At 66.9% G+C, this 26,269-nt stretch carries 24 protein-coding genes; 12 read left to right on the forward strand and 12 right to left on the reverse strand.

Annotation, left to right across the window (positions count from 1 at the left end; all coding sequences use genetic code 11):
• Positions 1-14 precede the first annotated feature (14 nt).
• Positions 15-788 (reverse strand): RNA methyltransferase, encoded by a 774-nt coding sequence (locus H7A87_RS11470; RefSeq protein WP_104649033.1) that lies wholly within the window; start codon positions 786-788, stop codon positions 15-17.
• 116 nt (positions 789-904) lie between these two features.
• On the opposite strand from H7A87_RS11470, the gene H7A87_RS11475 reads away from it, so the two are divergent.
• Positions 905-1,738: an inositol monophosphatase family protein gene (locus tag H7A87_RS11475; protein WP_016905058.1), complete on the forward strand. Its 834-nt coding sequence runs from the start codon at positions 905-907 to the stop codon at positions 1,736-1,738.
• 665 nt (positions 1,739-2,403) lie between these two features.
• Here the strand turns inward: H7A87_RS11475 and H7A87_RS11480 are convergent.
• Positions 2,404-3,015: a superoxide dismutase gene (locus tag H7A87_RS11480; RefSeq protein WP_119128663.1), complete on the reverse strand. Its 612-nt coding sequence runs from the start codon at positions 3,013-3,015 to the stop codon at positions 2,404-2,406.
• Positions 3,016-3,274: 259 nt separating this feature from the next.
• On the opposite strand from H7A87_RS11480, the gene H7A87_RS11485 reads away from it, so the two are divergent.
• Together H7A87_RS11485 and H7A87_RS11490 are read left to right on the forward strand one after the other, a co-directional pair.
• The gene (locus tag H7A87_RS11485; RefSeq protein ID WP_119128662.1) at positions 3,275-3,724 is read left to right on the forward strand and encodes a ribonuclease domain-containing protein; all 450 of its coding nucleotides are present in this window, start codon (positions 3,275-3,277) and stop codon (positions 3,722-3,724) included.
• Positions 3,721-4,146, forward strand: coding sequence for a barstar family protein (locus H7A87_RS11490; protein ID WP_119128661.1), 426 nt, complete (start codon positions 3,721-3,723; stop codon positions 4,144-4,146). The genes H7A87_RS11485 and H7A87_RS11490 overlap by 4 nt, the downstream gene beginning before the upstream one ends.
• Positions 4,147-4,351: 205 nt before the next feature.
• On the opposite strand, the gene H7A87_RS11495 is transcribed toward H7A87_RS11490, so the two are convergent.
• Positions 4,352-6,244, reverse strand: coding sequence for an ATP-binding cassette domain-containing protein (locus H7A87_RS11495; protein ID WP_104649035.1), 1,893 nt, complete (start codon positions 6,242-6,244; stop codon positions 4,352-4,354).
• Between the two features lie 101 nt (positions 6,245-6,345).
• Here H7A87_RS11495 and dbpA point away from each other — a divergent pair, with 101 nt between their 5' ends.
• The gene (dbpA, locus tag H7A87_RS11500; protein WP_104649036.1) at positions 6,346-7,722 is read left to right on the forward strand and encodes an ATP-dependent RNA helicase DbpA; all 1,377 of its coding nucleotides are present in this window, start codon (positions 6,346-6,348) and stop codon (positions 7,720-7,722) included.
• Positions 7,723-7,876: 154 nt separating this feature from the next.
• Here dbpA and H7A87_RS11505 read toward each other — a convergent pair whose 3' ends face one another.
• Both H7A87_RS11505 and H7A87_RS11510 read right to left on the reverse strand, forming a co-directional pair.
• On the reverse strand, positions 7,877-8,437 hold the full coding sequence (locus H7A87_RS11505) for an adenine phosphoribosyltransferase (protein ID WP_104582190.1): 561 nt from the start codon (positions 8,435-8,437) through the stop codon (positions 7,877-7,879).
• Positions 8,438-8,531: 94 nt separating this feature from the next.
• The gene (locus H7A87_RS11510) at positions 8,532-10,088 is read right to left on the reverse strand and encodes a YdiU family protein (RefSeq protein WP_119128660.1); all 1,557 of its coding nucleotides are present in this window, start codon (positions 10,086-10,088) and stop codon (positions 8,532-8,534) included.
• A gap of 169 nt (positions 10,089-10,257) precedes the next feature.
• On the opposite strand from H7A87_RS11510, the gene H7A87_RS11515 reads away from it, so the two are divergent.
• Positions 10,258-11,133, forward strand: a complete 876-nt coding sequence (locus H7A87_RS11515; protein ID WP_119128659.1) for an alpha/beta hydrolase — start codon at positions 10,258-10,260, stop codon at positions 11,131-11,133.
• Positions 11,134-11,251: 118 nt separating this feature from the next.
• On the opposite strand, the gene H7A87_RS11520 is transcribed toward H7A87_RS11515, so the two are convergent.
• Positions 11,252-11,950 (reverse strand): glutathione S-transferase, encoded by a 699-nt coding sequence (locus H7A87_RS11520; protein WP_119128658.1) that lies wholly within the window; start codon positions 11,948-11,950, stop codon positions 11,252-11,254.
• A 172-nt stretch (positions 11,951-12,122) separates the two neighbouring features.
• Positions 12,123-12,332 (reverse strand): cold-shock protein, encoded by a 210-nt coding sequence (locus tag H7A87_RS11525; protein ID WP_006451993.1) that lies wholly within the window; start codon positions 12,330-12,332, stop codon positions 12,123-12,125.
• Positions 12,333-12,599: 267 nt separating this feature from the next.
• On the opposite strand from H7A87_RS11525, the gene H7A87_RS11530 reads away from it, so the two are divergent.
• From H7A87_RS11530 to H7A87_RS11545, 4 genes are all read left to right on the forward strand, one after another.
• On the forward strand, positions 12,600-13,079 hold the full coding sequence (locus H7A87_RS11530; RefSeq protein ID WP_115676884.1) for a YaiI/YqxD family protein: 480 nt from the start codon (positions 12,600-12,602) through the stop codon (positions 13,077-13,079).
• 62 nt (positions 13,080-13,141) lie between these two features.
• Positions 13,142-13,690 (forward strand): YaeQ family protein, encoded by a 549-nt coding sequence (locus H7A87_RS11535; protein ID WP_104582185.1) that lies wholly within the window; start codon positions 13,142-13,144, stop codon positions 13,688-13,690.
• Positions 13,687-14,868 (forward strand): NAD(P)/FAD-dependent oxidoreductase, encoded by a 1,182-nt coding sequence (locus H7A87_RS11540; RefSeq protein WP_115676883.1) that lies wholly within the window; start codon positions 13,687-13,689, stop codon positions 14,866-14,868. The genes H7A87_RS11535 and H7A87_RS11540 overlap by 4 nt, the downstream gene beginning before the upstream one ends.
• A 117-nt stretch (positions 14,869-14,985) precedes the next feature.
• On the forward strand, positions 14,986-17,055 hold the full coding sequence (locus tag H7A87_RS11545; protein ID WP_104649041.1) for an EAL domain-containing protein: 2,070 nt from the start codon (positions 14,986-14,988) through the stop codon (positions 17,053-17,055).
• Positions 17,056-17,170: 115 nt separating this feature from the next.
• Here the strand turns inward: H7A87_RS11545 and htpX are convergent, their stop codons facing one another.
• Entirely contained in the window at positions 17,171-18,049 is an 879-nt protein-coding gene (gene htpX / locus H7A87_RS11550; RefSeq protein ID WP_119128657.1) for a protease HtpX, read from the reverse strand.
• Positions 18,050-18,146: 97 nt separating this feature from the next.
• Here htpX and gluQRS point away from each other — a divergent pair, with 97 nt between their 5' ends.
• From gluQRS to phaR, 3 genes are all read left to right on the forward strand, one after another.
• Positions 18,147-19,046, forward strand: a complete 900-nt coding sequence (gluQRS, locus tag H7A87_RS11555; RefSeq protein ID WP_119128656.1) for a tRNA glutamyl-Q(34) synthetase GluQRS — start codon at positions 18,147-18,149, stop codon at positions 19,044-19,046.
• 85 nt (positions 19,047-19,131) lie between these two features.
• Complete coding sequence (locus H7A87_RS11560; RefSeq protein ID WP_104649044.1) at positions 19,132-19,872, forward strand: beta-ketoacyl-ACP reductase; 741 nt, start codon at positions 19,132-19,134, stop codon at positions 19,870-19,872.
• A gap of 159 nt (positions 19,873-20,031) precedes the next feature.
• Positions 20,032-20,598 (forward strand): polyhydroxyalkanoate synthesis repressor PhaR, encoded by a 567-nt coding sequence (gene phaR / locus H7A87_RS11565; RefSeq protein WP_104649045.1) that lies wholly within the window; start codon positions 20,032-20,034, stop codon positions 20,596-20,598.
• Between the two features lie 46 nt (positions 20,599-20,644).
• On the opposite strand, the gene H7A87_RS11570 is transcribed toward phaR, so the two are convergent.
• The 4 genes from H7A87_RS11570 to H7A87_RS11585 form a co-directional block, all read right to left on the reverse strand.
• A complete protein-coding gene (locus tag H7A87_RS11570; RefSeq protein ID WP_119128655.1) occupies positions 20,645-21,595 on the reverse strand; it encodes a TraB/GumN family protein in 951 nt (316 codons plus the stop codon).
• Positions 21,596-21,625: 30 nt separating this feature from the next.
• Positions 21,626-22,564, reverse strand: a complete 939-nt coding sequence (locus tag H7A87_RS11575) for a DUF1684 domain-containing protein (RefSeq protein WP_180496643.1) — start codon at positions 22,562-22,564, stop codon at positions 21,626-21,628.
• The gene (gene mutL / locus H7A87_RS11580) at positions 22,564-24,429 is read right to left on the reverse strand and encodes a DNA mismatch repair endonuclease MutL (RefSeq protein WP_119128653.1); all 1,866 of its coding nucleotides are present in this window, start codon (positions 24,427-24,429) and stop codon (positions 22,564-22,566) included. Before mutL ends, H7A87_RS11575 begins: the two co-directional genes overlap by 1 nt.
• A 137-nt stretch (positions 24,430-24,566) precedes the next feature.
• Positions 24,567-26,264: an N-acetylmuramoyl-L-alanine amidase gene (locus H7A87_RS11585; RefSeq protein ID WP_119128652.1), complete on the reverse strand. Its 1,698-nt coding sequence runs from the start codon at positions 26,262-26,264 to the stop codon at positions 24,567-24,569.
• Positions 26,265-26,269: the final 5 nt, after the last annotated feature.

The following is a 26,269-nucleotide window of genomic DNA, read 5'->3' on the forward strand; positions in this document are numbered from 1 at the left end:
AGATGTGACAGACGTCAGCTTCCGGCGCGCTTTGCCAGCATGGCCATGCGCTGCGCATCGGACAGAATGCCGCGCAGCAACCGCACCTCCTGCTCGCTCATGTCCGCGCGCAGCAGCAGCCGCCGCAGCTTGCGCATCGCCGACTCCGGCGCGCGCCCCTTGTGGAAGTCGATCTCGTCCAGGGTGTCGCCCAACTGGCCGAACATGCCCTCCAGTTGCGCATGGCTGGCCGGGCCGTCGCGCAGCGCGCCGCCGGTTGCAGCCGCTGCCGGGGCCGGCTCTGCCTCGCCCGCCGCCAGCTGCGCCAGCCGGACTTCGTATGCCACCACCTGTACCGCCGCCGCCAGGTTGAGCGAGCTGAACGCCGGGTCGGAGGGGATATGCAGCGCCGCGTGGCAAAGCTGCAGCTCGTCGTTGGTCAGGCCGGTACGCTCGCGGCCGAACACGATCGCCACCTCGGCCGGTTCGCTGGCCTTGGACCAGGCGCGGCGCGCGCCTGCGTCCGGTGGCAGCTCTTCCAGCGCGACCCGGCGCGCACGCGCGGTGCAGCCGATCACCAGGGTGCAATCGGCCACCGCCTCGGCCAGGGTGGCGAAGATCGGCGCCTCGCCGAGCACGTCCTCGGCGCCGGCCGAACGCCGATAGGCGTCTTCGTCGAGCGCACGCTCCGGCGCCACCAGCACCAGGCGCGACACGCCCATCGTCTTCATCGCACGCGCGGCGGCGCCGATGTTGCCTGGATGCTGGGTGCCGACAAGAACGAAACGGATGCGCTGGCTGACGGACATGAACGGAGATTGGGGAGCGATTCGGCCGTAGATGGTAAACTGCGCGGCCGGCTTTGGTGCCGGACCGCTCTTTTACCTTCGCCATTTTCGATTCTGCCTTCACGGGAGCTTTAACCATGCAGAAACCCGCCGTCACCGTCATGGTCAAAGCCGCCCGCCTCGCCGGCAATGTGCTGTTGCGCGGCATCAACAAGCTCGATGCGCTCAATGTGGTGCAGAAAGGCCGCATGGACTACGCCAGCGAAGTCGATGCCGATGCCGAGAAGGTCATCATCAAGGAACTCAAGCGCGGCTACCCCGAGTACGCCGTGTTCGGCGAGGAAGGCGGCGTGCAAGGCGGCAAGAGTGGCCGCTACACCTGGGTCATCGACCCGCTAGATGGCACCAGCAACTACCTGCGCGGCTTCCCGCATTACTGCGTGTCCATCGCGCTGGTGGAAAACGGCGAGCCGACCGATGCGGTGATCTTCGACCCGTTGCGCAACGAGCTGTTCACCGCCAGCCGCGGCGCCGGCGCAGTGCTCAACGACCGTCGCATCCGCATTGCCGAACGCAAGGACCTGGAAGGCGCGATGGTCCACACCGGCTTTCCGCCGCGCGAGCGCGCACGCATCAGTGCGCAGCTGAAGTGCGTCGACGCGCTGCTGGTGCAGGCCGAAGACGTGCGTCGTACCGGTTCTGCCGCACTGGACCTGGCCTATGTGGCCTGTGGCCGCGCCGATGCGTATTTCGAAGCCGGCGTCAAAGCCTGGGACATCGCGGCCGGCGTGCTGCTGGTGCGCGAAGCCGGTGGCCGCGTCTGCGACTACAAGGGCGCCACCCCGCCGCGGATGGACAACATGGGTCCGGAAACGCAGCAGATCGTGGCCGGCAACATCAAGATCAGCGACGCCCTGCAGAAGGTCATCGTCAATACCGGCTACGCCCGCGAGTTCGACGCCAAGTTCTGATCGCCGCCTGAGAACCCAGACTCCAATCGCCGCCGCACGATGTAGGAGCGCGCCCGAGCGCGACGGGCTTTCCCGGTAAAGCCTCTCGCGACCAGGGTCGCTCCTACATCACAGCGTGCAGCAGAATGCACAAGGCCGGGATCGCTCCCGGCCTTGTACTTCCAGCTCCACGCCAACCAATGGCGCCGCACGACGTAGGAGCGCGCCCGAGCGCGACGGGCTTTCCCGGTAAAGCCCTCGCGACCAGGGTCGCTCCTACAACAGCTTGGAGCAAAGTGCATAAGGCCGGGATCGCTCCCGGCCTTGTACGTTTCAGCTCCACGCCGCCCAATGGCGCCGCACGATGTAGGAGCGCGCCCGAGCGCGACAGGCTTTCCCGGTAAAGCCTCTCGCGACCAGGGTCGCTCCTACAACAGCGTGCAGCAGAATGCACAAGGCCGGAATCGCTCCCGGCCTTGTGCGTTCCAGCTCCACGCCAACCAATGGCGCCGCACGATGTAGGAGCGCGCCCGAGCGCGACGGGCTTTCCCGGTAAAGCCTCTCGCGACCAGGGTCGCTCCTACAACAGCGTGCAGCAAAATGCACAAGGCCGGGATCGCTCCCGGCCTTGTGCGTTGGGTGTCACTGTCACAGCGCTACACAGGACTCAGCGCTGATGCAGGACGTCAGGCGATCGCAGCGTGGTAACGGCGCTCGACTTCTTCCCAATTCACCGCGTTGTAGAACGCGCCGATGTATTCCGGGCGACGGTTCTGGTACTTCAGGTAGTACGCGTGTTCCCACACGTCCAGACCCAGGATCGGGGTGTTGCCTTCGAACAGCGGGCTGTCCTGGTTGGCGGTGCTTTCCACCACCAGCTTCCTGTCCGGGGTCACGCTCAACCAGGCCCAGCCCGAGCCGAAACGGCTGACGGCGGCCTTGGTGAAGGCTTCCTTGAACTTCTCGAAACCACCGAGGTCCTTGTCGATCGCTTTGGCGACCTCGCCCTTGGGCTCACCGCCGCCATTGGGCGACAGCACGGTCCAGAACAGCGAATGGTTGGCGTGGCCGCCACCGTTGTTGCGCACCGGGCCCTGCAGGTTTTCCGGCAGGCTCTTCAGCTTGGACACCAGCTCTTCCACCGGCAGATCGGCGTACTCAGTCCCTTCCAGCGCCGCGTTGACGTTGTTGATGTAGGTCTGGTGATGCTTGGTGTGATGGATTTCCATCGTCTGCGCATCGATGTTGGGTTCCAGCGCGTCGTAGGCGTAGGGCAACTGCGGAAGGGTGTAAGCCATGGGTGTCTCCTGGACGTGCCGCCCGGCGAAGACCGGGCGTTGCGGGGTAGATGGTAAGGACGGCGGCGGCGCTTACCAAGGGTGGTGGCAGGGAAACTTCATCCCATCGCATGCCGCGTCGTGTTCGCTGCACACCTTGCACCATGCCCCGGTTACTTGGGCGTGAACCGGACCGGCGCAGCTATGCATTCAAAGTCGACACAGTCGGGCAACGGCATACTTGCCCTGCCGTCCATACCGTCGCCTCCGGAACGTCTTCATGCGCAAGCCCGCTTTGCTGATCGTCGCCATCGTGCTGCTCGTGGCCGGGTTATGGGGCATGCGTGCACTGCAGACGCCCAAGCCGCACTTCGCGCCGCAGCTGAGCGCACCGATCGCCGCGGAGGCACCGGCGGAACGGCCATCCCGGCAGCACGAGTTGCCGGGGTTTCTGCCGACCGAAGCGATGGCCACGATCGTGCTGATCCAGCGCGGCGGCCCGTTCCCGCATCCGCAAGACGGCAGCGTTTTCGCCAATCATGAGCAGCACCTGCCCGCGCGCCCACGCGGCTACTACCACGAATACACCGTGGAAACGCCAGGCAGCCCCGATCGCGGCGCGCGCCGCATCGTCACCGGCGGCACGCCGCCGCAGGCGTGGTATTACAGCGACGATCATTACCAGAGTTTCAAATCGTTCCAGGGCCCGGCCCCGGAGCACACGCCATGAGCGCAGGCGACTTCGCGCTGGATCTGTCCGACTCGCAGCAATCGGGCGTCTACCAAGCCGACACCGACGATCTGGACACCATGGCCGCGCTCGCCCGCGATGCCGGCCTGCACATCCTGCGCGTGGACCTGGCCGGTTGCAGCGACAAGCACAGGTTGCTGATGCGCCTGGCTACCCAACTGGACTTCCCGGCCAGCTTCGGCCGCAACTGGGACGCGCTCTCCGATGCCTTGCGCGACCTGGCGTGGCTGCCGGCAGCGCAGGGCTATGCGCTGCTGATCGACGGCGCCGACGCACTCGCGCGCACTGCGCCGAACGACCGCGACACCTTACTGGATATTCTCGACCAGGCCGCTACCGCCTGGGCCACGCGCGGGCACACGTTCGCGGCGTTCGTGGCACCTGCCAGTGCCTGCGACTAGGCGCGGTCTGCAAGACCAGCCTGCGATCACGGAACAGACCAAGACCGACACTGCGCGGGCGATCGGTGAGTGGCGGCGGGCATCTATCCCGCGTTTTACCTGACGCGCGGCCCCAACGCCTGCCACCGCGTCATGGATGTGTGGTGCCAGCTATCGGCACCGCACCTCCACAGGGCCGGCATGCAGTCGCGCGCCGGCCCGATCGTCAACCATCCAGTTCGCTCCAGCGCGCGAACGCCGCATCCAGCTGCGCCTGCGCGGCGCCCAATGCGGCGGTGTGCGCGGCCATCGCCGCACTGTCGCGCTGATAGAAGGCCGGGTCGTTCATGGCCTCGGTCAGTGCCGTGACCTGCTGCTCCAGGGTTTCGATCAACGCCGGCAACTGCTCCAGCTCACGCGCGTCCTTGTAGCTGAGCTTGCGCTTGGGCGCGGCATCGGCCGGCACCACAGCCGCCACCGGCGTGGTCGCCGCCGCCGTTGCCGATGCCTTGGCAACCGCCATCGCGTTGGGTGCAGGGGTGCGACGCTGACGCAACGAATCGCTGTACCCGCCGACGTAATCGCCGATCAGGCCCTCGCCTTCCATCACCAAGGTGGAGGTCACCACGTTGTCGAGGAAGTCGCGGTCGTGGCTGACCAGCAACAAGGTGCCGGTGTATTCGCCAAGCAGCTCTTCCAGCAGTTCCAGCGTTTCCACGTCCAGATCGTTGGTCGGTTCGTCCATCACCAGCAGGTTGGACGGCTGCGCGAACAGGCGTGCCAGCAGCAGCCGATTGCGCTCGCCCCCGGACAGCCGGGTGATCGGCGCACGGGCGCGCTCGGGCGTGAACAAAAAGTCCTGCAGATACGCATGTACATGCTTGCGCTTGCCGTTGATCTCGATGAAATCGCGGCCTTCGGCCACGTTCTCGATCGCGCTCCAGTCCTCGCGCAGCGTGGAACGGTATTGGTCGAAGTAGGCGATCTGCAGATTGGTGCCGATGCGGATCTCGCCGTGCTGCGCCTGCAGATCGCCCAGCAACAGCTTGAGCAAGGTGGTCTTGCCGCTGCCGTTGGGGCCGATCAGACCGATGCGGTCGCCACGCTGGATGATGGTCGAAAAATCCTTGACCATCGTGCGCGCACCGAATGCGAAGCCGACCTCCTTGGCCTCGATCACCTTCTTGCCGGAGGACTCGCCCTGCGAGACTTCCATGCGCACGTTGCCGGTCAGGTCGCGGCGTTGCACACGCTCGTTGCGCATCGATTCCAGACGCCGCACGCGGCCTTCGTCGCGGGTGCGCCGCGCCTTGATGCCCTGGCGGATCCAGATCTCTTCCTGCGCCAGCATCTTGTCGAAGCGCGCATTTTCCTGCGCCTGCGCATTGAGCCGCTCTTCGCGGCGGCGCTCGTAATTGGCCCAGTCGCCCGGCCAGCTGGTGACCTGGCCACGATCGATCTCGACGATGCGGGTGGCCAGCGCACGCAGGAAGCGCCGGTCATGGGTGACGAACAGCACGCTGCCGTTCCAGTTCTTCAGGAACGACTCCAGCCAGTCGATGGCTTCGATGTCCAGATGGTTGGTCGGCTCGTCCAGCAGCAGCACATCCGGCGAGGACACCAGCGAGCGCGCAAGCAGCACGCGCCGCTTCATGCCGCCGGACAGCCGCGCAAACTCCGCATCGCCGTCCAGTTCCAGCTTGGTCAGCGTTTCGCTGACGCGCTGATCCAGCGCCCAGCCTTCGGCTGCATCGATCTTGGCCTGCACCTTGCCGAATGCATCGGCATCGAACACCTCGGCATGGCTGAGCTGATGGAACTCGGCCAGCCAATGACCCAGCTCGCCCAGGCCATCGGCCACCACATCGAACACGCTGCCGCCGGTGCCCTGCGGTACTTCCTGCTCCAGCCGCGCAATGCGCACGCCTTGTTGCACGCGCACTTCGCCATCGTCGGGCTTGAGCTCGCCGGCAATCAGTTTCATCAAGGTCGATTTGCCGGCGCCGTTGCGGCCGATCAGGGCGATACGCTCGCCCGGCTCGATCGTGAGGTCGGTTTTTTCCAGCAACAAGGGGCCGCCGACGCTGTAGTCGACGCTTTGCAGAGTGATTAAGGGCATGCGCTGATTGTACGGGAATCGGGAATGGTGAATCGGGAATGGAAAAAGCCTCGCCGTTGCGATTCCCCATTCCCCACTCCCGATTCCCGCTAAAATGCGCCATGAACGAATTCTCCGCGCTGCCGCTGTCGCCGGCCCTGGCCCCCGGCATCGACGCCCTTGGCTACACCGTCCTCACTCCCATCCAGGCACAGAGCCTGCCGCCGATCCTGCAGGGGCTGGACGTCATCGCCCAGGCGCCGACCGGCAGCGGCAAGACCGCCGCCTTCGGGCTGGGCCTGCTGCAAAAGCTCGATCCGGCAGTGACCCGTGCGCAGGCGCTGGTGCTCTGTCCCACCCGCGAACTGGCCGACCAGGTCGGCAAGCAGCTGCGCAAGCTGGCCACCGGCATCCCCAACATGAAGCTGGTGGTGCTCACCGGCGGCATGCCGCTGGGCCCGCAACTGGCCTCGCTGGAAGCGCATGACCCGCAAGTGGTGGTCGGCACGCCCGGCCGCATCCAAGAACTGGCCCGCAAGCGCGCCCTGCATCTGGGCGGCGTGCGCACGCTGGTGCTGGACGAGGCCGACCGCATGCTCGACATGGGCTTCGAGGAACCCATCCGCGAGATCGCCAGCCGCTGCGACAAGCACCGCCAGAGCCTGCTGTTCTCGGCCACCTTCCCGGACATCATCCGCACGCTGGCGCGCGAGATCCTGAAGGACCCGATCGAAATCACCGTCGAAGGCGCCGACAACGCGCCGGAAATCGACCAGCAGTTCTTCGAGGTCGACCCGACCTACCGGCAGAAGGCCGTCGCCGGCCTGCTGCTGCGCTTCAATCCCGAATCCAGCGTGGTGTTCTGCAATACCCGCAAGGAAGTGGACGAAGTGGCCGGCTCGCTGCAGGAGTTCGGCTTTTCCGCGCTCGCGCTGCATGGCGACATGGAACAGCGCGACCGTGACGAAGTGCTGGTGCGCTTCGTCAACCGCAGCTGCAACGTGCTGGTGGCCAGCGACGTGGCCGCACGCGGGCTGGACGTGGAAGACCTGTCGGCCGTGGTCAACTACGAGCTGCCCACCGATACCGAGACCTACCGCCACCGCATTGGCCGTACCGCACGCGCCGGCAAGCGCGGGTTGGCGCTCAGCCTGGTGGCCTCGCGCGAGACCGGCCGCGCGCAGGCGCTGGAAGCCGAACAAGGCCAGCCGCTGACCTGGTCGCGCGCACCGCTGGCCACCGCCCGCCCCGCGCAGCTGCCGCAGGCGGCCATGACCACGCTGCGCATCGATGGCGGCAAGACCGACAAGCTGCGTGCCGGCGACATCCTCGGCGCACTGACCGGCGAAGCCGGGCTCTCGGGCGCGGCGATCGGCAAGATCGCCATCTACCCCACGCGCTCCTATGTCGCCATCGCCCGCGCGCACGTCGCCAAGGCACTGGCGCATCTGCATGCGGGCAAGATCAAGGGCCGCCGGTTCCGGGTCAGCAAGCTGTAACCAAGCTGCGGCAGAGATCCTGCCGACCAATCGATCGCGCGGCGGCGACAGCGCACGCTGGCGCACATGGGCGATCTGCACACGGCAGCACGACCGTTGCGCCGGTTTGCAGGCCGTCAGAGCAGCGAGACGCGCAGTCGGAAAGAGGCCTGGATCAATAGCTCAGCGTGGCCAGCAGCGGCACATCGTTGGCCCACTTCTCGCGGCCCTGCAGCGCCAGCAGCTCGACCAGCACCGCCGCGCCGACCACTTCCAGTTCCAGCTGTGCGGCCAGACCCAAGGCCGCGCGCAGCGTACCGCCGGTGGCCAGCACGTCGTCGACGATCAAGACACGGGCACCGCGCGGCAACGCGTCCTCGTGCATCTCGATGCGATCGGTACCGTATTCCAGCGCATATTCCTGGATCAGCGTCCGCCCGGGCAGTTTGCCGGGCTTGCGCACCGGCACGAAGCCGGTGCGCAGTTCGCGCGCCAGGGCTGCCCCCAGGATGAAACCGCGCGCTTCGATGCCCAGCACCGCATCCAGCGGCGTGGTGCGCCAGGGCTGCGCCATTTCGTCCAGCGCGGAAGCGAAATCCGGGCCGTCGGACAGCAGCGGCGTGATGTCCTTGAAGACGATGCCCGGCTTGGGAAAATCGGCGATGTCGCGGATTCGCTCGGACCATTGATTGGGTCCGGAAGAATGGGTGCCGGCGCAGCGGGTGCAGTCAGTCATGGTGGGAGTGGCATCAGGGCCGGTGGGGACGCCCCTATTCTAGGCTGCGCGGCCTGACGACGCTGGGTTTACGACATACCTGCATCTGAGCGCGTCAGGAACTGCACGACAGCATCGAGCAACCGGCGCGGTCGCGCGCCCAGTCCGGCCGCCGCGCGGCAAACGCGTCGCGGCCCGGCTGGTCGTCGTAGGGCCGGCGCATGACCTCCAGCAATTCCTGCACGCCCGACGCATCGCCCTGCTCGGCCAGATCGATCGCCTGCTGCGCCAGGTAGTTGCGCAGCACATAACGCGGGTTGGCCAGGCGCATGCGTTCGCGTCGCTGCTCCGGCGACAGCGTGTCCTGGCGCAGCCGCGCCGCGTAGCGCTGCAGCCATGCCTGCAATGGCACGGCATGCGCGAGGCGCTTGTCCTGGTCGTAGAACGCCTCGTGCAATAGATCCGGATCAGGATTTTCCTGCGCGAACGCGATCAGGCCGCGGAATGTCAGCGTCATGTCCATCTCGGCGTCGAGCATCAGCGCGCGCAGCGCATCGATCAACTGCAGATCCTCGTCGCGGCAGTCGGCCAGGCCCAGTTTGGCAGCGGTGTCGTGGCGGTCGCAGGCCAGGTAGGTATCGCGGAAGCGGTCCAGGCCCTGCTGCAACCGCGCCTGGTCGGCAAACAGCGGCGCCAGCGCCTGGGCCAGGCGCCCCAGGTTCCAATAGGCGACCTGAGGCTGGGTGCCAAAGCGATAGCGACGCCCCTGCGCGTCGGTGGTGTTTGGCGTCCAGTCCGGGTCGTAGTCGTCGACCCAGCCATAGGGGCCGTAATCGATGGTCAATCCCAGGATCGACATGTTGTCGGTATTCATCACCCCGTGCACGAAGCCCACCCGCATCCAGTGCGCCACCATCACCGCGGTGCGCTCGCAGACCTGCGCGAACCATGCCGCGTACAACGCCTCACCGGCACCTTCCAGCTGCGGGAAATCGCGTGCGATGGTGAAATCCACCCATTGCCGCAGCAGCGCAAGATCGCCGCGCGCACCGGGCAACTCGAAATTGCCGAAGCGGATGAACGAGGGCGCCACCCGGCACACGATCGCGCCCGGTTCGCGCTGCGGCCGGCCGTCGTAGAACATGTCGCGCACCACCGCATCGCCGGTGGCGACCAGACTCAGCGCGCGCGTGGTCGGCACACCCAGATGATGCATCGCTTCGCTGCACAGGAATTCGCGAATCGACGAGCGCAGCACCGCCCGGCCATCGGCCCCGCGCGAGTAGGGCGTCGGGCCGGCGCCCTTGAGCTGCAGCTCGTAGCGGCCGCCATCGACCCCGATCGCCTCGCCCAGCGAAATCGCCCGGCCATCGCCCAGCTGGCCGGCCCAATGCCCGAACTGATGCCCGCCATAATTGACCGCCCATGGCTGCATGCCCGGATACAACGAATTGCCGGCAAACACCTCGGCAAAGCGCGCGCTGCCGATCTCCGCGGCGTCCAGCCCCAGCCGTTGCGCGACATCTGCCGAATACGCCAACAGGCGCGGCGCGGCGACCGGTGTCGGCGCCACCGCCGACCATGCGGCGCGCACTTCGCGGCGGCGTGTACCTTGTTCCGGATCACCAGGCAGCTGCTGGCGCAGGCGGTTGTCAAATTGCAGGGTCGTCATGGCTGCCAGCGTAGGCCAAGGACAATGAACTTCGCATGGGCAACCACGCATCCGGCTTTGCGCACGTACCGTATCTTCGATCAGCTGGCCCCCAGCAAGCGGACTCGTCCTGCACATGCTGGCGACAACCACAGCGTTATTCCTCCCTGCCCTTCGACAGACATCGCCCATGCCTTCGCGCGCTTATCGCTGGTTTCGCCCCGCCCTCCTGTTGCTCGGTTCGCTGACGCTGACCGCCTGCAGCAGCGTGTTCTTCGGTGGCATCAACGCCGCATCCAGCCGCGACGGCATCGTCGAGCATCGCGACCAGGTGTTCGATGCGGCGCATGATCTGGCACTGGACGTCTACCAGCCGCGTGGCGCGGTGGATGCACCGGTGGTGGTGTTCTTCTATGGCGGCACCTGGAAGCGCGGAACGCGCGCCAACTATCGCTGGGTCGGGCGTGCACTCGCGCGCCAGGGCGTGGTGGCGATGGTGGCCGACTATCGCAAGTATCCGCAGGTGGGGCCGCAAGGCTTCATGTCCGATGCCGCCGCTGCCACCGGCTGGGGCTATCGGCATGCCCACGCCTATGGCGGCGACCCGACGCGCCTGGCGGTGATGGGCCACTCCGCCGGTGCGCATATGGCCGCGCTTCTGGGTACCGATGCGCGCTGGCTGCAGACGCAGGGCCTGCAGCCCCGCCAGCTGTGCGGGGTGGTGGGGCTGGCCGGGCCGTACGATTTCCTGCCCACCAGCGACCCGGAACTGGTGGAGATCTTCGGCAAGGCGCCGCAGACGCAACAGCAGTCGCAGCCGGTGCACTTCGTTGGCGGCGACGAACCGTCGATGCTGTTGCTGCACGGCGATGCCGACCACGTGGTCGAGCTGCAGAACAGCACCTCGTTGCAGCAGGCCCTGCAACGCACGGGCGGCACGGCCGAGTTGAAGATCTACCCGGGCATGGGTCATCTCGGCCTGGTGCTGGCACTGCGCAAATCGCCCGAGCGCTCGCCGGTGCTGCGCGACACGCTGCAGTTCCTGCGGCAGTGTCGGGCGCCGTGATGGGGCGGTAACGGATTGGGGAGCCGGGAGTCGGGAATCGCCAACCCTGGCAGGACACCGTCAAGGCACGGTGACCTGCAGCTTCTGTGGGCGCACGGTCGACACGGCGACCGCAATGTCACCCGGCCGGCTTGCGCCCCATCAGCGCGAACGGGCCGCCCTTCTTCAACGCGGCCTGATATGCCGGGCGCGCTTCGATGCGCGCGAGAAAGGCACGCAGGCGTGGATAGCTCTCCAGCCCGCCGCCGCGTGCAGCAGCCGCCTGCACCGGGAAACTCATCTGGATGTCGGCCGCAGTGAAACGCTCGCCGGCAAACCACTCGCGTGCCTGTAGCGACTGCTCCATCCAGTCCAGGTGCAACTTGAGCTGCGGACCGACAAAGCCCGCCATCGCCTTGTCCACGATGGCGCGTGCGATCGGCTTGGCGAAGAACGGCATCGGCGCACTGCGAATGCGCCCGAAGATCAGGGTCATCAGCAACGGCGGCATCGCCGAGCCTTCGGCGTAATGCATCCAGTAGCGGAATTGCAGGCGCTCCGGCGACTCCAGCGGGCGCGACGACGGCGACAAGGCGCACTCGGTGTCGTAGCGTTCGGTCAGGTACTCCAGGATCGCGCCGGACTCGGCCACGGTCAGATCGCCGTCCACGACGATGGGCGACTTGCCGAGCGGATGAATGGCACGCAAGGCCGCCGGTGCCAGCATGGTCTTGGGATCGCGCTCATGCCGGACGATCTGGTACGGCAGCGCCAGTTCTTCCAGCAGCCACAGCACGCGCTGGGAACGGGAATTGTTGAGATGGTGGACAGTGATCATGGCAGGGACTGCGCGCGGAAAGCACCTATGCTACCGAGCCGCGTGTCATCGCTGCGCTCACCTGCGCGGGTCGATCTGCCCGGCTCTAGCGCATCGATCAGATTGCGCCCAATAAAAAACGCCGGTCGCTTGCGCGACCGGCGTTTTTGGCAACCTTACGGTTGCAGACGGATTAGACCGCCTGCACCTGGTCAGCCTGCATGCCCTTCTGGCCCTGCACGGCGACGAAGGTCACTTTCTGGCCTTCCTGCAGCGACTTGAAGCCGGTGCCCTGGATGGCACGGAAGTGCACGAACAGGTCCGGGCCGCTTTCCGGGGTGATGAAGCCGAAGCCCTTGGCATCGTTGAACCACTTCACGGTACCGCTCTGACGATCTGACATTTACAAACTCCTGAACTATAGATGGATAAATCGCAGCGTCCGAAAAGCCGGAGCTGAGACTGAGTTGCAGGCGTTGGTAAAGCGGAACGATGAAGCGAGATCTGTAACGATCCGGCTGCATCAGGCCACGATTCACGGTGACCCTTGCAAACACAGTGCGTGCACAGTACTCGTGTTCCCAGCAAAAAGCGACACCCTGCGTCAAATTTTTTACTGTCAGGCCGGATCCGACCACCTGTCAGGCCCTTTCCCTCCCGATTTCAGCACATGAATACGCCTCCCCTGCCATCCCGCCCGCAGATCTGGGTCGATGCCGACGCCTGCCCGGCAGTCATTCGCGACATTCTTTTCCGCGCTGCCGCACGGACCGGCGCGGCCGTGACACTGGTCGCCAATCATTTCCTGCAGACCCCTCGCCTGGCGCATGTGCGTGCGCTGCAGGTCCCCGGAGGGCCGGACGCGGCCGACGACCTCATTGCCGGACGGGTGGCTGCGGGCGACCTGGTCGTCACCCAGGACATCCCGCTGGCTGCCCGCGTCCTGCAGGCCGGCGCGGCCGCCGTCAGCCCGCGTGGCGAGCCGTTTACCAGCGACAGCATCAACGAGCGCCTGTCAGTACGCGGCTTTCTGGAAGAACTGCGCGGCGCCGGCGTCGTCACTGGCGGGCCTGCGGCCCTGCATCCGCGCGACCGTCAGGCATTTGCCGCCCAGCTGGACCGCTGGCTGGCCGAGGTGGCGCGCAGCTGAGCGCCGCACGCCGGAGTTGCAGCGGGGGCGTATCATGGGCGCCCTTTGCAACCGGCATCCTGATGGCCCTTACCGCCACCGTCCGCAGGGCGGAACTCCAGATCAGCGACATGGACCGTGGCTACTACGCCAACCATTCGTTGACCCTGGCCCAGCACCCCTCCGAAACCGACGAACGCCTGATGGTGCGGCTGCTGGCGTTCGCGCTGTTTGCCGACGACCGCCTGGAATTCGGCCGCGGCCTCAGCAACGAGGACGAACCCGACCTGTGGCGGCGCGACTACACCGGCGACCCGGACCTGTGGATCGACCTCGGCCAGCCGGACGAGAGCCGCGTGCGCAAGGCCTGCAACCGCTCGCGCGAGGTGGTGGTGATCGGCTACGGCGGCCAGGCCACCGAAACCTGGTGGAAGAAGCACGCCAACGCGCTGGGCCGGCACCGCAACCTGCGGGTGCTCGAACTGGAGTCGCAGGCCACCGAGGCGCTGGGCGCGCTGATCCAGCGCGGCATGCGCTTCGATGTGATCATCCAGGACGGCGAGGTGCAGATGCTGGCCGACCACGGCAGCGTCACCCTGACCCCGATGGTGCGGCAAGCTCCGGCCGAATGAGCACGCGTTGCGACGTGCTGGTCGTCGGTGCCGGCGCGGCCGGACTGATGAGCGCCTTCACCGCCGGCCGGCGCGGCCGCCAGGTGCTGGTGATCGACCATGCCAACAAGGTCGGCAAGAAGATCCTGATGTCCGGTGGCGGGCGCTGCAACTTCACCAATACCGGCACCACCCCGGGCAACTTCCTCTCGGCCAACCGCCACTTCTGCAAGTCCGCCCTCGCCCGCTACAGCCCGCTGGATTTCGTGGAGATGGTCGAGCGCCACGGCATCGCCTATCACGAGAAAGAGCTGGGCCAGCTTTTTTGTGACATCTCGTCCAAGCAGATCGTGCGCATGCTGCTGGACGAATGCGACGCGGCCGGCGTGCAGGTGCGCACCGACTGCAAGGTGCATTCGGTGCAGCGTGACAGCGATGGCTTCACCGTCGAGACCAGCCAGGGACGCGTGCAGGCGCAGTCGCTGATTGTGGCCACCGGCGGGCTGTCGATCCCGAGCATGGGCGCCAGCGGCTTCGGTTACGCGCTGGCCCAGCAGTTCGGCCACACGCTGTTGCCGACGCGCGCCGGGCTGGTGCCGCTGACCTTGAGCGGCAAGCACCAGGAGCGGCTGCAGGATCTGTCCGGGCTGGCGGTACCGGTCCAGGCGCAGTGCAACGGCGCCAGCTTCCGCAACTTCATGCTGATCACCCATCGCGGCGTCAGCGGCCCGGCCATCCTGCAGATCTCCTCGTACTGGCAACCCGGCGACGAGCTGCGCCTGGACCTGCTGCCGGGCCAGGACGCCGCGGCATGGCTGCGCGAACAAAAACGCCAGCGGGGCGCCACCGAGCTGCGCAACGTGCTGGCCGACGTGCTGCCACGGCGGTTTGCCCAGCGCCTGTGCGAGGTGTGGTTACCGGACAAGCCGGTCCGCCAGCTCGACCCCCCGCAGTTGCAGGCCGCCGCCGACCTGCTGGCCGCCTTTCCGCTGATCGCCAGTGGAACCGAAGGCTATCGCACCGCTGAAGTAACGCTGGGCGGTGTCGATACCCACCAGGTCTCCAGTGCGAGCATGGAGTCGCGCCTGGTGGCCGGCCTGTACTTCGTCGGCGAGGTGCTGGATGTGACCGGATGGCTGGGCGGCTACAACTTTCAGTGGGCATGGGCGTCCGGTCACGCCGCCGGGAGCGTAGCCTGATGCAACGTCCACAGGCGCAAACGTGGCCTGAGTCTCACCCCGGATGCGGCCTTGTCCACAGACATGGACGCAGTCGAGTTCCTTCGTATATTAAAGCCCGTCGCCAGGGAAACGCGCATGCAAAAAGGTAAAGATCTCACCCTCCGCTTGATGATGGTCGACGACAGCGTCGAAGGCGCAGAGGCGATCGTGACCGCGTTGCGCAACGGCGGCATCGCGGTGCGCCCATCGCGACCGCAGACCCCGGAAGAGCTCGCCAGCATGCTGTCGGGGCAGATCGACCTGGCCCTGTACGGGCAGGCGCTGCAGATCCCGATGAGTGTGTTGCAGCAGCAGATCGCCGGCAGCGGCAAGGACATCCCGATCATCCTGCTGGCCGAGCGGATCGAGGAAGACGCGCTGGTCGAGGCCGCCGCGCATGGCATCCGCGCCATCGTGCTGCGTCATCGCCCCGAACACCTGCTGGCGCTGGTGCGCTCGGAATGGGCCGACCTGCAGGCACGCCGCGGGCTGCGCCGCATCGAGGCGCAGATGCGCGAAACCGAACGGCGCTGCGATGCCTTGATCGCCTCCTCGCGCGACCCGATTGCCTATGTGCACGAAGGCATGCATATCCGTGCCAACGAGGCGTACCTGGACATGTTCGGCTTCGAGTCGTTCGACGATGTCGAGGGCGTGTCGCTGCTGGACATGATCGCCGCGCAGTACGTCGACGACTTCAAGCAGTTGCTCAAGGCGATGTCCAAGGGCGAGCCGCCGCCGGCGCAGTACAAGGTTGACGCGCGCCGGCTGGAAGGCGACACCTTCCCGGCGACGATGGAGTTCGCCACCGCCACGTATGAAGGCGAGCCGTGCATCCAGGTGGTGTTCCGCCGCCGCGAGGAATTCGACCCGGAGCTGGCGCGCGAGGTCGAGGACCTGCGTCAGCGCGACCAGGTCACCGGCCTGCTCAACCGCCCCGCCTTCATGGTGGCACTGGAACAGGCGGTGGCGCGCGCCGGCCGCAGCGAAGGCCAGTCCGGCTTCCTGCTGATCGAGCCCGACCATTACGCGCGCCTGCTGCCCGAGATCGGCCTGGATTCGGCTGACGCGCTGATCGCTGCCCTGGCCGCGCATGTGGCCAGCGTGACCGATGACAGCGTGGTCGCCGCGCGTTTCGGCGAGCACAGCTTCGCGTTGCTGATGGACGGCAATTACGCGCGCACGCACGCATTGGCGGAACTGGTGCGCGACGCGTTCGCGCAGCACGTCTTCAGCATTGGCGCGCGCTCGGCCACGGTGACGGTGAGCATCGGCGGCGTGCAGATCGGCGAGAAGATCGCCAGCATCGGGCAGGTGCTCAACCGCGGCACCGAGGCGGTACGCACCACCGCCGAGCTGGGCGGCAATGCAGTCAGCATCTACGACCCGGCAGCGGCCGACCGGGCCGAAGAGGAACGCATCGAACGCTGGGTGCAACAGCTGCGCGAGGCACTGGCCGGCGACGGCTTCCTGCTGCATTACCAGCCGGTGCTCAACCTACAGGGCGAGCCGCTGGAGCTGTATCAGGTCTTCCTGCGGCTGGAGCGCAACGGCGAGATGATGTCGCCAAACGCCTTCATGGCGATCGCCGAAGAACACGATCTGATCACCGAGATCGACCGCTGGGTGGTGGCGCGCGCGATCCGCCAGCTTGGCGAGCGGCAGCGTGCGGGACACGCCACGCACCTGCTGGTACGCATCGGGCCCAACTCGTTTTCCGATCCGCAGATGGTCGACATCATCCGCGAGCAGCTGGCCGTGTATGGCGTGCCGGGCGAACGGCTGTGGTTGCAGACGCCGGAATCGAAAGTGTTCACGCACCTGCGCAATGCCCAGCAGTTCCTGGCGGCGGTGTCGGCGATGGGCTGCAAGGTCGGGCTGGAACAGTTCGGCTCGGGCCTGGATTCATTCCAGCTGCTGGCGCATTTCCAGCCGGCCTTCCTCAAGCTCGATCGCGGCATCACCGGCGAAGTGGCCTCGGCCCGCGAAAGCCAGGAAAAGATCCGCGAGATCACCTCGCGCGCGCAGCCGGCCGGCATCCTTACCGTGGCCGAGTTCGTGGCCGATGCGCAGTCGATGAGCAGCTTCTTCAGCGCGGGAGTGGACTATGTGCAAGGCGATTTCGTCGCACCGACCGGGCCGTTGATGAACTACGAGTTCGGCTGAGGCCCGCAGCCGCATTGCTGGCACCTCGCGCCAGCCAACAAAAAACCCGCGTACTGCGGGTTTTTTGTCGGCTGGCGTGAACCAATGCGCCACGCGGGCATCTGGCAGCGCCGTCTTACATCGCCGCACCGTTGGCGGCACGCAACGCGGCGATGCGCTCGGCCAGCGGCGGGTGGCTCAGGAACAGCCGGCGCAGCCCGTCGCCCACACCGCCGGAGATGCCGAAGGCCTGCACCTGCGAGGGCAAGGTGCTCTGGCCGTGGTTCAGCGACAGGCGCTCCAATGCGGCAATCATCTTGCCGCGACCCGCCAGCTGCGCACCACCGGCATCGGCGCGGAATTCGCGGCGACGCGAGAACCACATCGCGATCATCGTCGCGAACAGGCCGAACACCATCTCCAGCACGAACACGATGATGTAGTAGGCAAAGCCGCGGCCACCATCGCGGTTGCCCGACATGGCACTATCGATGATGCCGCCGACCACGCGTGCCAGCACGATCACGAAGGTATTGAGCACGCCTTGCAGCAAGGCCATGGTGACCATGTCGCCATTGGCGACATGTGCGATTTCATGGCCCAGCACCGCCTCGGCCTCGTCCTGGCTCATGTTCTGCAGCAGCCCGGTGGACACCGCGACCAGCGCATTGTTGCGGTTGGCGCCCGTGGCGAAAGCATTGATTTCCGGGCCGTCGTAAACCGCCACTTCCGGCATGCCGATGCCGGCCGCCTGGGCCTGACGGCGCACCGTCTCCAGCAACCAGCGCTCGGTCGGCGTGCGTGGCTCGGTGATCACCTGCGCACCGGTGCTGCGCTTGGCCATGAACTTGGACAGCAGCAACGAGATGAACGAGCCGCCGAACCCGAACACGGCCGCCATCACCAGCAGGCCGCTCATCTGCGCAGGATTGACGCCCGCGACCGACATCACGATGCCGGCCAGCATCAACACCGCAAAATTGGTCAGCAGGAACAGGAAAATGCGGTTGAACATGGTGCGATGACTCCACGCGAGCAGGATGACCTGCAGCGGATCTGCGGTCGTCAGCGCTTGAAATCAAGCGATCACCTGACCGACGATTCAGCCGATCATGCCAGCCCTCCTCTACCGCGGCCGCTTCGCGCCCTCCCCGACCGGCCCGCTGCACTTCGGCTCCCTGCTGGCGGCATTCGGCAGCTGGCTGCTCGCGCGGCACGCCGGTGGTCAGTGGTGCGTGCGCGTCGAAGACATCGATCCACCGCGCGCCGAGCCCGGCGCCTGCGAACGTCAACTGCGCACCCTGGCCGCCTTCGGCCTGCGCCCGGACCTGCCGGTGCTGTATCAATCCGACCGCCACGCGCACTACGACGCCGCCGTCACCAGCTTGCTGGAGGCGGGACTGGCCTTCGAATGCAGCTGCAGCCGCGCCGATCTTGCCGGCATGGGCGGCATCCACCATGCCTGCGTGGCGCCGCTGGGCGCCCGCCGCGCGGTACGCCTGCGGGTGCCGCCACAGCCACCGGTCGGCTTCGACGACGCGCTGCAGGGCCACGTGGTGCAGGACGTGCATGCCGATGTCGGCGACGTGGTGCTGCGCCGCGCCGACGGCTACTGGGCGTACCAGCTGGCGGTGGTGGTCGACGATGCCGCGCAGGCCATCACCGATGTCGTGCGCGGCGCCGACCTGCTCGATTCCACCCCACGTCAGTTGCTGCTGCAGCGCGCGCTGGGCCTGCCGCAGCCACGCTATCTGCACCTGCCGCTGATCCTGGACCACGCCGGCCGCAAGCTGTCCAAGTCGCACGCCGCGCCTGCGCTCGACGATGCAGACCCACAACCTGCGCTGCACGCCGCCTGGGCGGTCCTGGGACAGGATCCGGCGGCATTGCCGCGCCGTGCCGCGCTTGACACCGTGCTGCAGCATGCGGTGCAGCATTTTTTGCCGCAGCGGTTGCCCCGGCAGCTGCATCTGGATGCCAACGGACGCGCATCACCGCCTCGGCGTGACTAAAATTGCGCCCCAGCACCGGCGTCGGGCCAGGCAGCGCGCCTGTGCCCTGACCGCCGCAGTCTTTCTTCTGTCCATTGGAGTCGTCATGACATCTCGCGTCGTATTGGTCACCGGCGGCACCGGCGGTATCGGCACCGCCATCTGCAAGCGCCTGGCCGACCAGGGCCACCGGGTGGCCAGCAACTTCCGCAATGCCGAAAAAGCTCAGGCCTGGCAGCAGCGCATGCAGGGCCAGGGCTACGACATCGCCCTGTTCCGCGGCGACGTGGCGTCTTCCGAGCATGCGCGCGCCCTGGTCGAAGAAGTCCAGGCAGCGCTTGGGCCGATCGAAATTCTGGTCAACAACGCCGGCATCACCCGCGACACCACCTTCCATCGCATGACCGCCGAACAATGGCATGACGTCATCAACACCAATCTCAACTCGGTCTTCAACGTCACCCGTCCGGTGATCGAAGGCATGCGCCAGCGCGGCTGGGGACGGGTGATCCAGATCAGCTCGATCAACGGCCTGAAGGGCCAGTACGGGCAGGCCAACTACGCGGCCGCCAAGGCCGGCATGCACGGCTTCACCATCTCGCTGGCACGCGAAAATGCCGCGTTCGGGGTGACCGTCAATACCGTGTCGCCGGGATATGTGGCCACCGACATGGTGATGGCGGTCCCGGAAGAGGTGCGCGCCAAGATCGTCGCCGACATCCCTACCGGCCGCCTGGGCCGCCCGGAGGAAATCGCCTATGCGGTGGCCTTCCTGGTGGCGGAAGAGGCCGCCTGGATCACGGGCTCCAATCTGGATATCAATGGCGGCCACCACATGGGCTGGTAACGTTTGCTGCAACTTCGCGATGCAGCATGAAAAAGCCTTGAAAATCATGCTGCGCAGCATTTTTTTGGTGTCCGCTTAAGAAAATAAGGCCTTGCGGCGGTTGCAAGGGCTGCTGCGGTGCGCCATCCTGCGCGCACTATCGTTGTGAGTGAACGTTCCATGGCCGGACTTCGCATCATCAAGAAGTATCCCAATCGCCGTCTCTACGACACGGAAATCTCCAGCTACATCACCATCGAAGATGTGCGCCAGCTCATCATCGACGGCGAAGAATTCGAAGTACGCGACGCCAAGAGCGGTGAAGACCTCAGTCGCGCCGTCTTGCTACAGATCATTGCCGACCGTGAACAGGACGGCGAGCCGATGCTGTCGACCCAGTTGCTGAGCCAGATCATCCGTTTCTACGGCGACTCGCTGCAGGGCTTCATGGGCAACTACCTGGAGCGCAGCATGCAGGTGTTCCTGGACCAGCAGCAGCAGTTCCGCCAGCAGATGGGCAACCTGCTCGGGCAGACCCCGTGGGCGATGATGAACCAGCTGACCGAGCGCAACCTGGAGTTGTGGCAGGAGTTCCAGCGCAACTTCGGCGCCGGTTTCGGGCGTCCGGGCGGCCCTGGTACGCCGCCGGGGGCGAGCGGCATGGGCAGCGGCCCGATGGGCACCGGCACCCACGGCACTGCCGCCGGTAGCGCCGGCACCACCGGCAAGGCCCGCAACCGCGGGTAACGCAAGCGCGGCGCCTGGAGCGTGAGACGCTCCACGGCGCCGCCAGTCAGCGGCCAGCCTGCTCCGCGCAGGCCGCGCAGATCCGCTCCACGTGGTACCCACGCGCGCGCAGGCGCTCGACCACTCCATCGCTTCCCAGCAGATGCAGCGCACCGACCACCACCAGCGTGGTCCCGCTCCCTTTGCCCAGCCGCTGTTCCAGCCGCGGCACCCAGCGCGCATTGCGCTCGACATTGATGTCCTGGTACAGCGCCGGATAGTGCTGCCGCATCTGCTCGGCCATCTGCGTGGACAGGGTGTGCACATCGCCATTGCGCCAGGCCGCGTGCAACTGACGCAGCTGATCGGTGGTGCCGGCGTCGTCCAGCGCCTCTTCCAGCAGCTGATGCTGCTCGGTGGGCGACATCCCGTCGAGCAAGGCAATCTGCTCCTGGGCGCGCTCCAGCCCATCGGCCGGTTTACCCTGGGCTTGCGCCTGCGCCATCAGGTAATGGTCCAGGCCGGCAGCCGGATCCATACCTTGCCGGCTCATCTCCGCCAGGCTGATCGTCAACGCCACGAACCAGGGTTCCAGTGGCTGCAAGCTGTCCACCTGCATCCCGCGCTTGCGTGCGTAGCTGGTCAGCGCCTGCCAGGTCTTTGGATCGAGTACGTCCTGCAGGCGACGCCCGTCGCTGCGCCGCGCCGCCTGCAGCATGCGGCCGGCCAGTTCGGGCGATTGCGCATCGGACGGCGGCAATTCGAACACCAACCGGTCGGCCTCGGCGAATGCCTGCATCACATCCGGCGACAAGGGGTAATCGCTGGGCTTGAGCACATGGAACGAGCCCAGCAGATACAGCGTGCCGCCCTTGCCATCGACCTTCCACAACAACGGCACCGGCGGACCGGCAGGCGTGTCGTGGCCGGCACGTGCCCAGGTCGGCGCGGCTGCCCCGCCCCACAGCCCCAGCGCGATCACCGCGCCGCAGCACCAGGTGGCCAGCCGGGTGCGCATGCTTGCCTCTACCACGTCGCTGTCTCCACGTCAGTGCGGCACCTTGTAGGTTTTCTCGCCTGCCGATACCGCCAGGTCGATGCGATTTTCCGGCGGCGGCAGCGGACAGGTCGCAAACGGAGTGAACGCGCACGGCGGGTTGTAGGCACGGTTGAAATCCAGGACCACATGCCCGGAGGCGTCGGGCACGTCCAGGTCCAGGAAGCGCCCGGCCGGATAGCTGCCGTGCCCGCTGGTGCGGTCGGCGAACACCACGAACATCGGCCGCCCCGGCTCGCCGATGGTCTGCAGCCGATACGCCTTGCCATCGCGCTCGAAGGCGATGGCCCCGGCATTGGGCTGCTCGCTGCTGATGCCGACGATGTCCACGATCGGAATGGTCTTGCCGACATCGTTGGGCACATAGCGTGCGCTGATGCGCCAGGACGGATCGGCCGGCCAGTACTCCAGCCCGGCGAAGTGGCTGCGCGACGGCGCGTCGGCATGCTTGACCCGCAGCGCGTTGCGGTCGCCGCGATGGATCAGGCTCAACACGCCCTTGCCGCCATCGAAATGGATGAAGGTCGGCTGCCGGTCGCGATCGGACTGGAAGCGGATCCGGCCGGTCAACGGCTTGCCATCGACGCTCAGTGCCGCGCCGCGCTCGGGCACGAACCAGACCGTGTCGGCCTCGGTGGAGACCATGCCCAGCTTGGGCGGCCCGACCGCCAGCCTGATGCCGCTGTCGGCACTGCTGCCGATGTAGTGCGCCTTTAGCGACAGCCAGTGCAGGCCGACCAGGCTGGTCCAGCCATCGGGCGCGCGCAGCTCGGTCAGGCGCGCTTCGCGCCAGGCGGCGTTGTCGGCCAGGAAGGCCTTGTCGAGTGCGGCCGGTGCCGCCGGCGGCGGTGCGTCCTTGCCGCAGCCGGCCAGCGCCGCACACACCAGCATGCCGAGCAGCCAGCGGTTCCCCCTGTGCAATGCAGCCATCAGCGCCCCCTCAGGAACCAGCGATCGATTTCGCCCAGCGTAAACCGTGCCCAGGTCGGCCGACCATGGTTGCATTGGCCCGAGCGCTCGGTGATTTCCATATCGCGCAGCAGTGCGTTCATTTCCGGCAAGGTCAGGCGCCGGTTCGCGCGCACCGCGCCGTGGCACGCCATGGTGGAGAGCAGCTCGTCGCGCGCCCCGGCAATGCGCCGGCTCTGGCCATGTTCGCGCAGGTCGCCGAGCACATCGCGCAACAGCGCCTCGGGGTCGGCGTTGGCAAGCAATGCGGGAATGCTGCGCACGTGCAGCGATTGCGGGCCGGCGCGGGTGACCTCGAAGCCCAGGCTGGCCAGCGTGTCGGCTTCGCGCTCGGCGGTGTCGGCCTCGCGCTCGCCCACCGCCAGCGTCATCGGCACCAACAGCGGTTGCGCGTGCAGGCCGATGCTGTCGTGCGCGTTCTTGAGCCGCTCGTAGCCGATGCGTTCGTGCGCGGCATGCATGTCCACCACGATCAGGCCTTCGGCGTTCTCGGCCAGGATGTAGATGCCGTGCAACTGCGCCACGGCATAGCCCAGCGGCGGCACGCCGCTGTCTGCGGCAGTCGCCGGCAAGCCCATTCCCGAGCCCTCGGGCAAGCGTGCCGACTGCTGCTGCGCGCCGCTGGGCGGCGGCGCATACAGCGCGCTGTAGGCCGCACGCGCCTCATCCACGCGCAGGCCCAGCGGGGTCTGCGATGGCGTCCACTGGCCGTAGCCGGCACCACCGCCGCCACTACTGCTTCCGCTTCCGTAGCCTGGACGATCGAGCATGCTCCCCGGCACCGCGCCGACATCGCCGGTGCCTTCCGTAGCGCTGCTGTTGGGCATCGCGCCGGCGCGCGTCTGCGCCAGCGCGTCCTGCAAGGTGCGGTAGACGAAGTCGTGGATCAGCCGCGCCTCGCGGAAACGCACCTCGTGCTTGGCCGGATGCACGTTGACGTCCACGCGCGCCGGATCCAGCTCCAGGAACAGCACGTAGGCTGGCTGGCGGCCATGGAACAGCACATCGCCATAGGCCATCTTGACCGCGTGCGCGACGCTGCGATCGCGCACCGAGCGGCCGTTGACGTAAAGATACTGTTGGTCGGTACTGGCGCGCGAGTAATGCGGTTGGGCGACCCAGCCGTGCAGCCGCAGACCGGCGCCACTGTGATCGACGCGCAAGGCCTGTCGCGCGAAATCCTCGCCCAGGGTTTCGCCCAACCGCGCATCCGAATACAGGTCGCCCGGCTTGTAGCGACGCGAGGGTTTGCCGTTGTGCGAAACCCGCAACTCCACATCGGGCCGCGCCAACGCCAACGAACGCAGCCACTCTTCGATATGCCCCAGCTCGGTGCGCTCGGCACGCAGGAACTTGCGCCGCGCCGGTACGTTGAAGAACAGCTCGCGCACTTCGACCGTGGTGCCGGGCGCGTGTGCACGTGGCATCACCTCGCCCAGGCGGCCACCGTCGATCTCCAGCGCGGAGCCATGTTCGGCATCGTGGCGGCGCGAAATCAGGGTGAAACGGCTGACCGAGGCGATCGACGGCAACGCTTCGCCACGAAAACCGAGCGTGGCCACGGTCTCCAGATCGTCCAGCGATGCGATCTTGCTGGTGGCATGCCGCGACACCGCCAGCGGCAGTTCGTCGGGGGTGATGCCGCCGCCGTTGTCGCGGATGCGGATCAGCCGCACGCCGCCCTCTTCCAGCTCGATATCCACGCGGGTGGCACCGGCATCGAGTGCGTTTTCGACCAGTTCCTTGACCACCGACGCAGGCCGCTCGACGACTTCGCCGGCGGCAATCTGGTTGATCAGGATCTCGGGGAGCTGACGGATCGCCATCAGCGCAGGCGCTCGTGCCGGACGCAAAGGTCCACGCGCATCGAGGGTGTAACAGGTAAGGCAGACGTCGGCACGGCAATCCGGCGGCGCACGGGCGCCGTCATCAAGGAATCAGTGCGGAATGATAGCCGAGCGGCTCAGCGGCTGCCGCCGGCCACGGTGCCGACGCCGGCATCGGCTTCGGCCTGCGCGCGCGCGGCAAACAGGGTGCCTGGCGGTGGCTGGCGGGTGAAGAAGGTATCGATGCCATCCAGCACGGCCGCGGCGATCTTGCGCTGGTAGGCCGGGTCGATCAGGCGACGCTCTTCGTCCGGATTGGAAATGAAGGCGGTCTCCACCAGCATCGCCGGCATGTCGGAGGTGCGCAGCACCGCGAAGTTGGCGCGTTCCAGCTGCGGCTTGTGGTTGTTGCCGATCCGCTTGAGGCCGCCGAGCACGTGCCCTGCCGCATCCTCGGAGGCCTTCATGTGGCCGCTCTGGGCCAGATCCAGCAGCACATTGGCCAGCGTGCTTTCGGTCTGCTGCAGACGCACGCCGCCGACCAAGTCGGCGGCATTTTCCTTGTCGGCCAGCCAGCGCGCGCGCTGCGAGGAAGCCCCCTTGGTCGACAGCACATAGACCGACGAGCCGGTCGCACTGCGATTCTCGGCAGCGTCGGCATGGATGGAGATGAAGATGTCGGCCTTGGCGGCGCGTGCCTTCTGCGCGCGCATCGGCAGCGGAATGAACACGTCGGTATCGCGTGTCAGGTAGGCCTTCATGCCGGGCGTGGCGTTGATCTGGCGCGCCAGTTCACGTCCGACGGCCAGGGTGACATCCTTTTCGCGCTTGCCGGTGGGGCCCATGGCGCCCGGATCCTGGCCACCATGTCCCGGATCGATCGCAACGATCAGCGGCCGCATTCCGGGTGCCATCTTGATCCGCGAGGCCTCGCTGGGCAGCACCGGACGCGGCGGCAGGTCATCGCTGTCCGCCGCGGCAACGCCGCCGGCGGTATTCGGTGTGGCAGTCACGGCATTACCCGACGCGACGCCCATCGGCGCATTGCCGCCATTCAAGATGGCAGCCGGCGATGCGGGGTTGCCTGTCATCGCGGGTGCTGGCGACGTACCGGCGGTGGCGACAGTGCGATTGGAGGGGTTGCCGGCAGTGCCGGCTGGCGTGGACGTGCTGGTGGTTACCGCGGCCGTGCCTGGACGCGGTGTCGGCACGCCGGTGGCCACCGTCGTCGGTACCGGCGCCGGGGTCACGCTGGGCATGGCCGAGGCAGGGACATACGGTGCGGGCGCCGGCGCAGGCGGCACCACCGACGCACGCTGCGCAGACGCCGCCAACGCAGCGGTCGCGCGGGCCGCCTCGGACTGTGCATTGGCCGGGCGCGGCGGCGGCGTCGCAGGTGTTGTCGTGTTGGCGGCCACCGTGGCGGCGGAGACCGGCGAATCGCCCGGCCACTCGATCACCAGGGTCGACGCACTGCCCAGCGTCTGCATCTGCGGCTTCAACGGCGTGACCGGCGTCGCTATTTCGAAGACCACCCGAAAGGTGCCCGGCACCGGTTGGCCGGTCCGCACCGAGGTCACCAGGCCGGCTGCGGGCGGCAACTTGAGGCCACGCACACCGGAGGAATCGGGAAAATCCACCACCAGGCGATTGGGGTTGGCCAGCGACAGGGTCTTGAATCCGCCGCTGCCGGCCAGCTGGATCTCGGCACGCGTGCCGGTGGCACCGGTGCTGATGCCGACACCCTTGATTTCGCCGGCCCACGCAGCAAAAACCGCCAGGCTGAGGCTGGCGGTCAGGGCGGAAACACAGAACTGGCGGAACCCCGGTGTCATGGCGC

Origin of the sequence: Xanthomonas sp. CPBF 426 (assembly GCF_903989465.1) — a bacterium.
Classification (GTDB): Bacteria; Pseudomonadota; Gammaproteobacteria; order Xanthomonadales; family Xanthomonadaceae; genus Xanthomonas; species Xanthomonas euroxanthea.

Excerpts from the sequence above, each read along its gene's own strand:
- H7A87_RS11495 (WP_104649035.1), bottom strand. The coding sequence starts at position 6,244 with ATGCCCTTAATCACTCTGCAAAGCGTCGACTACAGCGTCGGCGGCCCC.
- mutL (WP_119128653.1), bottom strand. The coding sequence starts at position 24,429 with ATGGCGATCCGTCAGCTCCCCGAGATCCTGATCAACCAGATTGCCGCC.
- H7A87_RS11525 (WP_006451993.1), bottom strand. The coding sequence starts at position 12,332 with ATGTCAGATCGTCAGAGCGGTACCGTGAAGTGGTTCAACGATGCCAAG.
- H7A87_RS11485 (WP_119128662.1), top strand. The coding sequence starts at position 3,275 with ATGCGCAAGCCCGCTTTGCTGATCGTCGCCATCGTGCTGCTCGTGGCC.
- H7A87_RS11530 (WP_115676884.1), top strand. The coding sequence starts at position 12,600 with ATGAATACGCCTCCCCTGCCATCCCGCCCGCAGATCTGGGTCGATGCC.
- H7A87_RS11505 (WP_104582190.1), bottom strand. The coding sequence starts at position 8,437 with ATGACTGACTGCACCCGCTGCGCCGGCACCCATTCTTCCGGACCCAAT.
- H7A87_RS11475 (WP_016905058.1), top strand. The coding sequence starts at position 905 with ATGCAGAAACCCGCCGTCACCGTCATGGTCAAAGCCGCCCGCCTCGCC.
- H7A87_RS11470 (WP_104649033.1), bottom strand. The coding sequence starts at position 788 with ATGTCCGTCAGCCAGCGCATCCGTTTCGTTCTTGTCGGCACCCAGCAT.
- htpX (WP_119128657.1), bottom strand. The coding sequence starts at position 18,049 with ATGTTCAACCGCATTTTCCTGTTCCTGCTGACCAATTTTGCGGTGTTG.
- H7A87_RS11515 (WP_119128659.1), top strand. The coding sequence starts at position 10,258 with ATGCCTTCGCGCGCTTATCGCTGGTTTCGCCCCGCCCTCCTGTTGCTC.
- H7A87_RS11535 (WP_104582185.1), top strand. The coding sequence starts at position 13,142 with ATGGCCCTTACCGCCACCGTCCGCAGGGCGGAACTCCAGATCAGCGAC.
- dbpA (WP_104649036.1), top strand. The coding sequence starts at position 6,346 with ATGAACGAATTCTCCGCGCTGCCGCTGTCGCCGGCCCTGGCCCCCGGC.
- H7A87_RS11575 (WP_180496643.1), bottom strand. The coding sequence starts at position 22,564 with ATGGCTGCATTGCACAGGGGGAACCGCTGGCTGCTCGGCATGCTGGTG.
- phaR (WP_104649045.1), top strand. The coding sequence starts at position 20,032 with ATGGCCGGACTTCGCATCATCAAGAAGTATCCCAATCGCCGTCTCTAC.
- H7A87_RS11585 (WP_119128652.1), bottom strand. The coding sequence starts at position 26,264 with ATGACACCGGGGTTCCGCCAGTTCTGTGTTTCCGCCCTGACCGCCAGC.
- H7A87_RS11520 (WP_119128658.1), bottom strand. The coding sequence starts at position 11,950 with ATGATCACTGTCCACCATCTCAACAATTCCCGTTCCCAGCGCGTGCTG.
- H7A87_RS11510 (WP_119128660.1), bottom strand. The coding sequence starts at position 10,088 with ATGACGACCCTGCAATTTGACAACCGCCTGCGCCAGCAGCTGCCTGGT.
- gluQRS (WP_119128656.1), top strand. The coding sequence starts at position 18,147 with ATGCCAGCCCTCCTCTACCGCGGCCGCTTCGCGCCCTCCCCGACCGGC.
- H7A87_RS11490 (WP_119128661.1), top strand. The coding sequence starts at position 3,721 with ATGAGCGCAGGCGACTTCGCGCTGGATCTGTCCGACTCGCAGCAATCG.
- H7A87_RS11545 (WP_104649041.1), top strand. The coding sequence starts at position 14,986 with ATGCAAAAAGGTAAAGATCTCACCCTCCGCTTGATGATGGTCGACGAC.
- H7A87_RS11560 (WP_104649044.1), top strand. The coding sequence starts at position 19,132 with ATGACATCTCGCGTCGTATTGGTCACCGGCGGCACCGGCGGTATCGGC.
- H7A87_RS11480 (WP_119128663.1), bottom strand. The coding sequence starts at position 3,015 with ATGGCTTACACCCTTCCGCAGTTGCCCTACGCCTACGACGCGCTGGAA.
- H7A87_RS11570 (WP_119128655.1), bottom strand. The coding sequence starts at position 21,595 with ATGCGCACCCGGCTGGCCACCTGGTGCTGCGGCGCGGTGATCGCGCTG.
- H7A87_RS11540 (WP_115676883.1), top strand. The coding sequence starts at position 13,687 with ATGAGCACGCGTTGCGACGTGCTGGTCGTCGGTGCCGGCGCGGCCGGA.